Raw genomic sequence first — 11,868 nt, forward strand, 5'->3', positions numbered from 1 at the left:
GCCGCTCAACCCTCACCGATACGAACGGGAACCCCACCATGCCCTCTCGTACGACCCTGGCAGCCGCCACCGCCGCTCTGATCGCCCTCGCCGCCCCCACGGCCTTCGCCGCCCCGGTCCCCCAGCCGGCGGCGGCCGAGGCCGCGGCCTGGGACACCGACCGTGCCGCCACCGCGTACGCCGCGAACCCGGGCGCGGTCACCGCGTCCGGAAGTGAGAACGCCGCCTCCGAACCCGGGGCGGCGGCCGACGGCGACGGCACCACCCGCTGGTCCAGCGACTTCGCCGACGACGCCTGGATACGGGTCGACCTCGGCTCCGTCATCCGGGTCAGCAGCGTCACACTCGACTGGGAGGCCGCCTACGGCAAGAAGTACGTCCTGGAGGTGTCGAAGAACGGCACGGACTGGACCCCCTTCTACACCGAGGATGACGGCACCGGCGGCAGCGTCACCGCGCACACCTACCCGCAGGAGGTCACCGGCCGCTACGTCCGGATGCGCGGCATCCAGCGCGCCACCGCCTGGGGCTACTCGCTGTACTCCTTCAAGGTGTACGGAGGAGAACCCGCCCCGGCCTCCACGACCCGCACCAACCTCGCCCTCAACCACCCCGCGTACGGCGACTTCTACCAGCACGCCGGCAACTCCCCGGCATTCGTCACCGACGGCGGCTGGCCCGCCGATCTGAAGGCCGACCGGTCCCGCTGGTCCAGCGACTGGAACGCCAACCGCTGGGTCGGCGTCGACCTCGGCGCGACCTCCGTCATCGACACCGTGGACCTGTACTGGGAGGCGGCCTACGCCGTCGACTACCGCATCCAGGTCTCCGACGACAACCGCACCTGGCGCACCGTCTACCAGCCGTCCGCCTCCGAGGTCGCCGCCCGCCGCGCGGACGTCAAGTCGCCCGGCGACGCCGTCGGACGGCACGACACCGTCACGCTGCCCACCCCGGCGACCGGCCGCTACGTCCGGATGCTGGGCGTCGAGCGCCGCTCCTTCTACAACCCGGCGCCCGCGACCGCCCAGTTCGGCTACTCCCTCTACGAGTTCCAGGTGTGGGGCACCGGCGGCAGCGCGAACGCCGCCTACCCGGCCCTCCCCAAGGACCCCGGCGGCGCCTACACCACCACCTTCTTCGACGACTTCACCGGCTCCGGCCTCGACCGGAACAAGTGGCGGGTCGTGCGCACCGGCACGGAGATGGGGCCCGTCAACGGCGAATCCCAGGCGTACGTCGACTCGGCGGACAACATCCGCACCGAGAACGGCTCCCTGGTCCTCCAGTCGAAGTACTGCAAGGGCTGTACCCAGACCCCCGCGGGCACGTTCGACTTCACCTCGGGCCGCATCGACACCAACACCAAGTTCGACTTCACCTACGGCAAGGTCAGCGCCCGCATGAAGCTGCCGGTCGGTGACGGCTTCTGGCCGGCCTTCTGGATGCTCGGCAGCGACGTCGACAACCCGGACGTCTCCTGGCCCGGTTCGGGCGAGACCGACATCATGGAGAACATCGGCTACGGCGACTGGACCAGCTCCGCCCTGCACGGCCCCGGCTACTCCGCCGACGGCAACATCGGCGCGCGGCAGACGTACGCGAACGGCGGCCGCGCCGACCAGTGGCACACCTACGGCGTCGAGTGGACGCCCGAGGGCATGACGTTCACCGTGGACGACCGCGTCGTGCAGACGACCTCCCGCAACAAGCTGGAGTCCACGCGCGGCAAGTGGGTCTTCGACCACAACCAGTACGTGATCCTCAACCTGGCGCTCGGCGGCGCGTACCCCGCCGGGTGGAACAAGGTCACCAGTCCCTACTGGGGCCTTCCGCAGTCCAGCGTCGACCGTGTCGCACAGGGCGGCGTCAAGGCGGAGATCGACTGGGTGCGGGTGGAGCAGAAGAAGTAGGCCACCCGGGCCCCCAGGAACCACCCCCCACAGGCGCGTCACCTCCCGGTACCACCCGAACTCCGCGCGCGGCACGGCGTCCCCCACCACCGTGCCGCGCGCGGGCACCGTACGAAGGAGCCGCACACATGCCACCCCGCACCCGCCGCCGGGCGAGACCCGCGACCGCCGTGCTGGCCGCCGCCACCGTGGTGGCCGGCCTGCTCGCCGGGGCCGTCCCGTCCACGGCGGCACCGGCCGCCGACGAACCGGCACCGGTCGCCGTCGACCGCTTCGAGGGGGAGGTGCCCTTCGCCAACCAGCCGGCCGAGGGCATCTTCACCTGGGGCGGCGACGCCGACGACCCGCCCAGCCTGGCGCTGAAGGACCGGGCCGACGCCCCCGAGGGCGCCAAGGTCCTCGAAGGCACCTACGACATCAGCGGCTACGGCGGCTTCAGCCACGACTACGCCGCCGACCGGCCGGCCCACGACTGGTCCGCCCACAAGGGCATCCGCTTCTGGTGGTACGGCCAGAACACCGCGCCGCTGCCGCCCGGTTCGGGCAAGCGGATCGCCTTCGAGATCAAGGACGGCGGCGCCCACGGCGAGGCGTCCGAGCTGTGGACCACCTCGTTCACCGACGACTGGGAGGGCTGGCACCTCGTCGAGATCCCGTTCGCCGACTTCACCTACCGGGGCGACTACCAGCCCGTCGGCGGCATCGACCAGGTGCTCGGCCTGAACGAGATGTGGGGGTACGCCCTCACCCTGCCGCCCGGCGCCCCCGGGAAGTTCGCCATCGACGGCATCGAGCTGTACGGCAAGGCCGACGCCGCCCTGAAGGCGAGTGTCGTCACCGAGGCGGCGGTGGTCCCGGTGAAGCAGGGCGCGTCCGCGTCCCTCGGCTTCACGCTGACCACGACCGGGTCCGTCCCGCTGGAGGAGCCCGTCACCGTCGCGTACGAGACGAAGGGCGGCACGGCGAAGCCCGGCACCGACTTCACGCCGGTCAGCGGCACGTACACCTTCCCGGCGGGCACCGCGTCCGGCACCACCCACCAGGTGGCCGTCGCGACGAAGAAGGTCGCCGGCGCCGCCACCGCGAAGACCGTCCCGCTGGAGCTGACCGTCACCGGCGCCCGGCCGCCGAAGGAGAACCCGCAGGCCGTCATCGACGCCCACGGGCTGCCGTACCAGAACCCGAAGCTGCCGGTGAAGAAGCGCGTCGCCGACCTGCTCTCCCGGATGTCGCCCGCCGAGAAGGCCGGCCAGATGACCCAGGCCGAGCGCAACGCGCTCGCGTCCCAGGGCGACATCGCCACCTACGACCTCGGCTCGCTGCTCTCCGGCGGCGGCTCGGTCCCCGCGCCCAACACCCCCGAGGCGTGGGCGAAGATGATCGACGGCTACCAGCTGCGCGCCCGGGCCACCCGCTTCCAGATCCCGCTGATCTACGGCGTGGACGCGGTGCACGGCCACAACAACCTGGTCGGCGCGACGGTCATGCCGCACAACGTCGGCCTCGGCGCCACCCGCGACCCGGAGCTGGCCGAGAAGACCGGTGCCGTCACCGCGAGCGAGGTCCGCGCGACCGGCGTCCCGTGGGACTTCGCGCCCTGCCTCTGCGTCTCGCGCGACGAGCGCTGGGGCCGCTCCTACGAGGCGTACGGTGAGGACCCGGCCCTCGTGAAGTCCCTGGAGACCGTGATCCAGGGCATGCAGGGCGCCGCCTCCGGCAAGGACCTGGACCGCAACGACAAGGTGCTGGCCACCGCCAAGCACTACGTCGGCGACGGCGGTACGGAGTACGGCTCGTCCACCACCGGTTCGTACACGACCGACCAGGGTGTCACCAAGGTCACCCGGCAGGAACTGGAGGCCGTCCACCTCGCGCCCTTCGAGGACGCGGTGAAGCGCGGGGTCGGCACGGTCATGCCGTCCTACTCCTCGCTCGACATCATCGGGGACGACAAGGGCCCGGTGAAGATGCACGGCGACGCCGAGATGATCAACGGCGTCCTCAAGGACCGCATGGGCTTCGAGGGCTTCGTCATCAGCGACTACAAGGCGATCGACCAGCTCCCCGGCGACTACGCGAGCGACGTGCGCACGTCCGTCAACGCCGGGCTCGACATGATCATGGTCCCGACCGAGTACAAGGACTTCACGAAGACGCTCCAGGACGAGGTCGCCGCAGGGCGCATCCCGCAGTCCCGGATCGACGACGCGGTCGCCCGCATCCTGACCCAGAAGTTCAAGCTGGGCCTCTTCGAGAAGCCCTACGCCGACACGGCCAACCTGGAGAAGATCGGCTCCGCCGAGCACCGGGCCGTGGCCCGCGAGGCCGCCGCCGAGTCGCAGGTGCTGCTGAAGAACGACGGGGGCGTGCTGCCGCTGAAGTCCTCGCAGAAGGTGTACGTCGCCGGTTCCAACGCCGACGACATCGGCAACCAGGCCGGTGGCTGGACCGTCAGCTGGCAGGGCTCGTCCGGCGCCATCACCCCGGGCACCACGATCCTGTCCGCCATGAAGAAGGACGCCGCGTCCGTCACGTACTCCAAGGACGCGTCCGCCGACACCGCCGGCTACGACGTGGGCGTGGTGGTCGTCGGTGAGACCCCGTACGCGGAGGGGGTCGGCGACGTCGGCAACGGGCACGACCTGAAGCTGTCCGACGCCGACCGGGCCGCGATCGACAAGGTCTGCGCCGCGATGAAGTGCGCCGTCCTCATCGTCTCGGGCCGTCCCCAGCTCATCGGGGACCAGCTCGACGGCATCGACGCGCTGGTGGCGTCCTGGCTGCCGGGCTCCGAGGGCGACGGCGTCGCCGACGTCCTCTTCGGCAAGCGGGCCTTCACCGGGCAGCTCCCGGTGACCTGGCCCAAGTCCGAGGCGCAGCTGCCGATCAACGTGGGCGACGCCTCGTACGACCCGCAGTTCCCGTACGGGTGGGGTCTCACCACGCTGAAGAAGCCCCCGGCCGGCGGCGAGGTCACGCTCACCCTGCTCGGCGTGGCCGCGCAGGTCGCGGAGCGCGCCGGCCTCGGCCGGACCGAGGCGGGCCGGGAGATCGTCGGCCAGGCCCGGCTGCTGGTCCAGCAGAAGACCGGCGGCAAGCTGACGGAGAAGGTGTCCAAGCCGTTCGCGGACGCCGACCACCTGCTGCTCACCGGTGATCTGACCGGTGCCGTGGCGAAGCTCAGGACCGCCTACCGGGCCGCCTGAGGACGCGGGACGGGCGGGCGGCCCCACGAGGCCGTCCGCCCGTTTCGTACGCATGTGCGTTAGCTTGGGAGTATGCGGAACAGGCCGTTTCTCACTCTTACGGCCCCGGCGGCGCTTCTGGCGGGGCTCCTGGCCCTGCTCTCCGCCCTCGCCCTCTTCCTGGCCCCCGCGGCGGCCCCCGCCACCACCCCCGCGGCGGCCCCCGCCACCACCCCCGCGGCGGCCCCCGCCACCACCCCGGCGGCGACCGCCTCCACCGTGAACGACGTCGCCCAGGCCCTGCGCAAGGGGCCCGTCTACGTCGACCCGGCCGCCGCCGACCAGCTCTCCCGGGGTCAGGCCGCAGCCCTGAGCAAGAAGATCGAGGACGCGGACAAACCGGTGTTCGTGGCCGTACTGCCCAACACCGCCGCCTTCCCCGAGGACACCGTGCTGCGCACCCTGCGCGCCGAGACCGGCATCACCGGCGTCTACGCGATCCGCCTCGGCGACGGCTTCAGCGCGGGCGCCGACCCTCAGGTGATGTCCCGGAACGCCGTCATCAACCTCACCGCTGCCGTGAAGACCCCCGGTGCGGACACCGACGCGGCGACCCAGCTGGGCACTTTCGTGGACCGCGCCGTCGAGCAGGCCCGGGGCAACGCGCCCGCCTCCTGGAGCGGTGACTCCTCCGGCGGCGGCAGGGGCTCGGCCACCGCCGGCCTGATCGCCGTCGGAGCCGTGGTGGTGGTCGGCGGAGCCGCCGCGTTCACGGTCGTCCACCGCAACCGCAGGCGCAAGGAGACCGAGGAGCGGGCCGCGCTCGACAAGCTGCGGGTGGTCGTGGACGAGGACATCACGGCCTACGGGGAGACCTTGGACCGCCTCGACTTCCATCCCGCGGAGCCCGGCGCCGACGACGCGATGCGCGGCGACTACGAACGCGCCCTCGACTCCTACGAGAGCGCCAAGTCCCGTATGGCGGCCGCGCAACACCCCTCGGACGTGCGCGGGGTGACCCAGGCCCTGGAGGACGGGCGCTACTCGCTCGCCGTGCTCGACGCCCGCCGCTCCGGCCGCGAACTCCCGGCCCGCCGCCCGCCCTGCTTCTTCGACCCGCGCCACGGCCCCTCGGTCGCCGACGTCCGCTGGTCCCCTTCGGGCGGCAGCGCCCGGGAGGTCCCGGTGTGCGCGGCGGACGAGGTGCGGCTGCGCGAGGGCGAGGATCCGATGAGCCGGACGGTCGAGGTGGGCGACGGCCGGCGCCGCCCGTACTGGGAGGCGGGTCCGGCCTACGGACCGTGGGCGGGCGGCTACTTCGGCGGTGGGCTGCTGCCGGGCCTCCTGGTCGGCACGATGCTCGGCTCGATGCTCGCCACCCCGGCGTACGCGGCGGACTACGGGGGCGGTGACTACGGGGGCGGTGACGTCTCCGGCGGCGACTTCTCCGGCTCGGACTTCGACTCGTCCGGCTTCGGCGGCGGCGGTTTCGGTGACGGGGGAGGGTTCGGCGGCGACGGCGGCGGTTTCGGGGGCGGCGGGGACTTCGGCGGCGGGTTCTGACCACGGGGGGCCGGGCATCCCGTGCCAGAATCGAGCGCATGAACGATGCGGTTGCGGTGCCCATGGCCGAGCTGGTGCACCGTCGCTGGCGCGACCGGGAGGCGCCCGACGGTGACTTCATCGTGTTCGCCGACGGCTCCCTGCGCGTGATGGATCTCCTGCGGACGCGGTCGCCCGACCGGCCCGACGATCTGCGGGCCGAGAGCTGGTGCTGGCTGGAAATCCTGCGCGCCACCGAGTGGAGCACGGACGACTGGGTGGAGGTCGGATCCACCCGCGCCACCCAGGTCCACCGCGGAAACCGCGCCTCGGCGGGCGAGTCCGCCCATCACGGCTCCATCGGATGGGTCGCGCTGACCCGGGACGACGAGGACGCCACGCTCGAATGGCTCGCCGTCTCCCGCTGGTCCGACCCCTTCCACGAAGTCACCCTGGATGACACCGCGGTGACCGCGGTCAGCACCGCCGGCCGGGTCTGGACCTTCCCCCGCGACGCGCCCCAGAACGTGCGGATCACCGCCGGCCCGGGCGCGCGCCGCTGAGGCGGGAACCGGACACGCGTCCGGGCCGCGGGGGACGGCCCCCCGCGGCCCGGACGTGGTGGAGCGGCTGCCCCGCAGGCTCAGCCGCGACCGCCGTGCGCGCGCTCGAACGCGGCGAAGGCCGCCTCCTGGCGCCACTCGGTCGCCGCCTTCGGGCTGCTCGCGAGGTAGTCCGCACAGCGCGCGCTCGGGCGTCCGTCACCGGGGCGGTCGGCCCGGCAGGCCGCCACCACGCGGTAGCCGGAGGGCGCGGTGCCGGTGGCCCACAGGCTGCGGCCGTCGCGGAAGGCGTACTCCAGCGAGGCGCGGGCCAGGTCCTTCAGCTCGGTGTACGAGAGGCTGTACGTCTTCGCGGCGTACTGGTACTCGTGGCTGATGTCGATCCGGGAGACGCCCGGGTCGTCCGTGGAGAGCACGATCGGCACGCCGTAGCGGCGGTACGCGTTGAACGGGTGCTCGTCGCCCGCGATGCCGAGGATCTGCTTGTTGCTGGAGAACGGCACCTCGACGGCCACGTGCCGGCGCGCCATGGTCCGGGCCAGCGCGCGCCAGTCGTCCTCGTGGACCAGGTCGACGCCGTGGCCGATGCGCTCGGCGCCGGCGACCCGCACCGCCTCGTTGATGTGGAAGGTCAGGTCCTCCGGCTTGACCAGGCCCGGGGCCAGCTCACCGGCGTGCAGGGTGAGGTGGGCGCCCGGGTACTGCCCGCGCAGGTACTTCAGCATCCGCATCTGGAGGCTGTAGTTCTCCAGCGAGCTGTCCCAGTCCTCCGGCTGGACGAGGTTGACCGCGACGAACCTCGGGTCGCGCTCGGCCAGCCGCATGCCGACGACCATCTGCGTGAACACGCGGGCCGGGGAGCTGCCCCGGGAGACCTGCGAGATCCACCGGACGGGCAGCTTGCAGGCGGGGGCGGGGCGCGGGGCGTCGCAGTGCGCGGCCTCGCGGAACTGGACGTCGGTGTCGTCGGCCTCCTGGACCGCCTCGTCGATGACCTTGTCCAGCTTGCCGCCCGCGGCCAGCTTGCGGTGGAACGCGGCCAGGTCGGCTTCGTAACCCACCTCGTCGGCCAGCTTCTTGGCGCTCTCGGAGGCCGGGCTGACCATCGTCTCCAGGTAGAACTGGTTCTGCTTCACGACGGTGTCGGCGACGTTGGCGAGCATCTTGCCCCGGGCGTACCAGGTGGCCATGCCGAACTTGCCGAAGGTGTCGAAGAAGTGGTCGTGCCCGGACTCGTCGGCCGGGAAGTCCTGCATCGACCAGGCCCGGATGATCTGCTGCCGGAACGCGGCGTCGGTGCGGGCGTCGGCGGCGGGCCGGGCGCCCGGGGCGCACGGCGAGGCCACGGCGGTCATCGTCGCGTCGATGCAGAGCCCCTGCTCGATCGCGAGCTGGAGCAGGTATTCGGTGGTCACCGCTCCGGAGAGGTGGTTGTGCAGGTCACCGCCCTTGGGCAGTTCCTTGAAGAAGGCCCGCAGCCGCGCGGGCCGGTCCCGCAGCGAGTCCAGGTAGGCGGCGGTACGGCGTTCGGCGGGCGTCACCGGGCGGGGCGCGGCGAGTCCGGCGGTGCGTACGGCGCTGTCGCGCGCGGGAGCGGCGGCGGTCGCGGGGATCGCCGGGATCAGGCTCAGCAGGGCGAGAACGCCGCCGAACCCGGCCAGCAGAGGGGACTTGGGACGGCGGGCCGTCCGGTTGGTAGAGATCACCGAGGCATGATCGCGCTCGCCATGGTCATTTGCCCGCGAATCATGCCTTTGGGTGGGAACATCCACCCGAACGAGTGGAGGGGCCCGTGGAAAGTTCTGCCGGGCCGCGACCGTTCACGCAGCTCACGCGGTCGGTGATGGGTCTAGACCACTAACGAGGGGCGAAAACTATTTACCCAAGGGTCACTTCTGTGGCTGACTATGTCGTGTTCGCGACAAGTGGACGCGCGTAGACCCATGCGTGAAGCGTGCTGCCCGAGCGGCCGGACCGCGGCCGCTCCCCCCACCAGCAGGAGGCTCCTCATGACCACTCGCAAGAGACTCACCGCGGCCGGTGTCCTCGGTACGAGCGCGGCGCTGCTGCTCGGCCTGATGTCCGGCACCGCCTCGTCGGCGCCCCGCCAGGACCATCCCGTCCCGCTCGGCAAGGGGTACATGGGTGTCGGCTACGTCCAGGACGCCAAGGACTTCAGGCCGGACACCCGGCAACTGCACCTCGGCGCGCAGCCGGACGCCGGCCTCAAGGCGACCCCCGAGGGCATCGACGTCTCCAGCTGGCAGGGAGGCATCAACTGGAACTCCGTGCGCGGCGCGGGCATCGAGTTCGCCTGGATGAAGGCCACCGAGGGGCTGACGTACAAGGACCCGACGTTCAGCGCCAATTACCTGGGTGCCTACAACGCGGGCGTCATCCGGGGCGCGTACCACTACGCCCGCCCGGACGTCTCCGGCGGCGCGGCCCAGGCGGACTTCTTCGCGAGCAACGGCGGGGCCTGGTCCCGCGACAACCTGACGCTCCCCGGCGTGCTGGACATCGAGGGCACCTGCTACGGCTACTCGCAGGCGTCGATGCAGCAGTGGATCCTCGACTTCTACAACCGGTACAAGGCCCGCACCGGCCGCGACGTCGTGATCTACACCAGCCCGAGCTGGTGGAACACCTGCACCGGCGGCTGGAGCGGCATGTCCGCCCGCAGCCCGCTCTGGGTCGCGCACTGGACCACCGGCACTCCCAGCATCCCGTCGGGCTTCCCCTACTACACCGTCTGGCAGTACAGCTCCACCGGCTCGGTGAGCGGAGTCTCCGGCAACGTCGACCGGGACCGCTTCGGCGGCGACCGCTCCCGCCTCCTCGCCCTGGCGAACAACACGCCGTGAACGCAGACGGATAGGTGTACGAGTAGGTATACGAGCCGGAGCGGCCGGGTAGAGCCGCTCCGGCCCCCGCCGCCTCCACGACCGTTCACGAAGGAGCACCTCATGACCCCACCCCTGAGCCGGCGCGGTGCGCTGATCGCCGGGGCCGCGGCCCTCGCCGGAGGTCTGGGCCCGGCGGCCGGGGCGGCGGAGGCGGCCCTCCGGCTGCCGGAGAGCACGCGCCCCCGCTTCTCCGCCCTGTCGCCCCTTCAGCGCGCCGGGCAGCGCGTCATCCACTCCTACCCGGGCCTCACGCCCCCCGCGTCCCTGATGACGGCCATCGAGCAGGGCCACACGGCGGGCGTCATCTTCTTCGGCGAGAACGTCCAGAGCCTGACGCAGATCGAGGGCGTCATCCGCTCGATGAACGCGGCCCGGGCCTCGTCTCCCATCCAGGCGCCGCTGCTCCTCATGACCGACCAGGAGGGCGGCATGATCCGCCGCCTGCCGGGGGAGCCCGTCAAGTCCGCCAAGGACGTCGGCGCCTCCTCCGACCCGCACTACTGGGCCGACTTCACCGGCAGCGGCGCGGGCATGAACCTCGCGGGCGTCGGCATGAACGTCAACCTGGCCCCGGTCCTCGACGTCTACCGCAAGGACGGCGACTTCACGGACCAGTACGAGCGCTCGTACAGCAAGTCGGCCGCCGCCGTGGCCAGTTGCGGCGCGGACTTCATCACCGCCCAGCAGCGCGAGGGCGTCGCCGCCACCGCCAAGCACTTCCCGGGCCTGGGCCCGGCGACGTCGGGCCAGAACACCGACCTGCGGTCCGTCACGATCACCACCTCCGCCACCACCCTCCGCAGCGTGGACGAGGCCCCGTACCGGGACGCGATCGCGGCGGGCGTCAAGCTGGTCATGCTTTCCTGGGCGATCTACACGGGCCTGGACTCCGCCCGCCCCGCCGGTCTCTCGCCGACCGTCGTCGGAGAGCTCCGCAACCGGCTCGGCTTCAAGGGCGTCACGGTCACGGACGCGCTGGAGGCCGGTGCGCTCTCCTCCTACGGCAGCACGTCGCAGCGCGCCGTCAAGGCCGCCGCCGCCGGAATGGACCTGCTGCTCTGCTCGGCCCGCAGCGTCTCGCAGGGCGACGAGGCGGTGGCCGCCCTGGCCGACGCCCTCGGCGACTCGCTCGACCCGGCCGCCTTCGACGCGGCGGCGGCTCGCGTGAACGCCTTGCGCGCGGGGCTGTGACGGGGCGCTTGTTACCTCGGTGCCGGCCGCTCCGTCAGAGAGGTGCAGCAACCACTCGACGGAAGGCAGGAACCGATCATGAACGCTCGTCTCGACCTCTTCACCCGTGCGGTCTCGGCCAGGGCCCTGAAGCACATCGTCGCGGCGGGCAGGGCCCTGGAGGACTCCACCCTGCCCCTCGCCACGCAGGAGCTGGTACGGGTCCGGGCCAGCCAGATCAACGGCTGTGCGGCCTGCCTCGACATGCACACCAAGGAGGCCGCACACGCCGGGGAGACCGCGACCCGGCTCAACCTGCTCGCTGCCTGGCGCGAGGCCACCGTCTTCACCGACGCCGAGCGCGCCGCGCTGGAGCTGACCGAACACGGCACCCGCCTCGCGGACGGCGGTGTCCCGGACGAGGTCTGGGCCAACGCCGCCACGTACTACGACGAGGACCAGCTCGCGGCCCTGGTCTCCGCGATCGCCGTCATCAACACCTTCAACCGCCTCAACGTGCTCGTACGGCAGCCGGCGGGCGACTACGTGGTGGGCCGGTTCGCCTGAGAACGGCCACCCCGCCGCGGCA

Annotated in this window: 8 protein-coding genes; 7 read left to right on the forward strand and 1 reads right to left on the reverse strand. The window is 72.0% G+C overall.

The genetic code is table 11. The features are described 5' to 3' along the window. Positions 1 to 38 precede the first annotated feature (38 nt). The 4 genes from ACLQ2N_RS02920 (at position 39) to ACLQ2N_RS02935 (ending at position 7,203) form a co-directional block, all read left to right on the forward strand. Positions 39 to 1,913 carry a discoidin domain-containing protein gene (locus tag ACLQ2N_RS02920; RefSeq protein WP_425808644.1) on the forward strand — a complete coding sequence of 625 codons (1,875 nt, stop codon included), beginning with the start codon at positions 39 to 41 and terminating at the stop codon, positions 1,911 to 1,913. 128 nt (positions 1,914 to 2,041) lie between these two features. Beyond that, positions 2,042 to 5,119: a glycoside hydrolase family 3 protein gene (locus ACLQ2N_RS02925; protein WP_425808646.1), complete on the forward strand. Its 3,078-nt coding sequence runs from the start codon at positions 2,042 to 2,044 to the stop codon at positions 5,117 to 5,119. Positions 5,120 to 5,191: 72 nt separating this feature from the next. Continuing rightward, positions 5,192 to 6,661: a hypothetical protein gene (locus tag ACLQ2N_RS02930; RefSeq protein WP_425808648.1), complete on the forward strand. Its 1,470-nt coding sequence runs from the start codon at positions 5,192 to 5,194 to the stop codon at positions 6,659 to 6,661. Between the two features lie 38 nt (positions 6,662 to 6,699). After that, the gene (locus ACLQ2N_RS02935) at positions 6,700 to 7,203 is read left to right on the forward strand and encodes a hypothetical protein (protein ID WP_425808650.1); all 504 of its coding nucleotides are present in this window, start codon (positions 6,700 to 6,702) and stop codon (positions 7,201 to 7,203) included. An 80-nt stretch (positions 7,204 to 7,283) separates the two neighbouring features. Here the strand turns inward: ACLQ2N_RS02935 and ACLQ2N_RS02940 are convergent, their stop codons facing one another. Then, a complete protein-coding gene (locus ACLQ2N_RS02940) occupies positions 7,284 to 8,909 on the reverse strand; it encodes an adenosine deaminase family protein (protein ID WP_425808652.1) in 1,626 nt (541 codons plus the stop codon). Positions 8,910 to 9,212: 303 nt separating this feature from the next. Here ACLQ2N_RS02940 and ACLQ2N_RS02945 point away from each other — a divergent pair, with 303 nt between their 5' ends. The 3 genes from ACLQ2N_RS02945 (at position 9,213) to ACLQ2N_RS02955 (ending at position 11,846) form a co-directional block, all read left to right on the forward strand. After that, entirely contained in the window at positions 9,213 to 10,067 is an 855-nt protein-coding gene (locus ACLQ2N_RS02945; RefSeq protein WP_425808654.1) for a GH25 family lysozyme, read from the forward strand. 102 nt (positions 10,068 to 10,169) lie between these two features. Continuing rightward, entirely contained in the window at positions 10,170 to 11,300 is a 1,131-nt protein-coding gene (locus ACLQ2N_RS02950) for a glycoside hydrolase family 3 N-terminal domain-containing protein (RefSeq protein WP_425808656.1), read from the forward strand. Positions 11,301 to 11,378: 78 nt separating this feature from the next. Further along, entirely contained in the window at positions 11,379 to 11,846 is a 468-nt protein-coding gene (locus ACLQ2N_RS02955; RefSeq protein ID WP_425808658.1) for a carboxymuconolactone decarboxylase family protein, read from the forward strand. The last annotated feature ends 22 nt before the right edge of the window (positions 11,847 to 11,868 follow it).

This window comes from Streptomyces sp. DT224 (assembly GCF_049844595.1).
Classification (GTDB): Bacteria; Actinomycetota; Actinomycetes; order Streptomycetales; family Streptomycetaceae; genus Streptomyces.